This is a genomic window from Stenotrophomonas maltophilia complex sp. Om-AH-Sm3 (genome assembly GCF_059337855.1).
In genome coordinates this window covers 1-470 of record NZ_JBYBLQ010000041.1, presented here as the reverse complement: position 1 = coordinate 470, position 470 = coordinate 1, and the positions used below count along the sequence as shown (strand labels likewise).

Below are 470 nucleotides of genomic sequence, written 5' to 3'. Positions count from 1 at the left end.
CTCCCTGGTGAAATTAGCGCTGTGGAACCACCCGATCCCATCCCGAACTCGGAAGTGAAACGCAGCTGCGCCGATGGTAGTGTGGCTCAAGCCATGCGAGAGTAGGTCATCGCCAGGGTTTACACCCGAGAACCCCGCTGCATGCGCAGCGGGGTTTTCCTTTTTTTGCAGGTACCTGGTTTCGACCTGGACTTGCAGCAACAACTTCACGAAGAGCTTCAAGTTCCTCAAACAAGTTGTTGACAAAGCTGAAAGGCCTGCCATAATAGGCGGCTCGCAACGACGAAAGGCCCTCGGGCCCAACGACGAAGCAGCATCGGCAACAACGTCCACTCCGGTGAGACGGCCTTGAAAAAAGGTGTTGACGAAGCAGAAAAGCCGGCTATAATGGGCGGCTCGCTACGAAGGAAACTTCGCAGCACACGGGAACGGCGCTGAGGCCACTTCCCCGGATCTTTGAAAGTATGCGC

1 rRNA gene is annotated in these 470 nt (G+C 56.0%); it reads left to right on the top strand.

Annotation, left to right across the window (positions count from 1 at the left end):
* Nucleotides 1–3 precede the first annotated feature (3 nt).
* Nucleotides 4–118, top strand: a 5S ribosomal RNA gene (rrf, locus tag AC10QF_RS20105).
* Nucleotides 119–470: the final 352 nt, after the last annotated feature.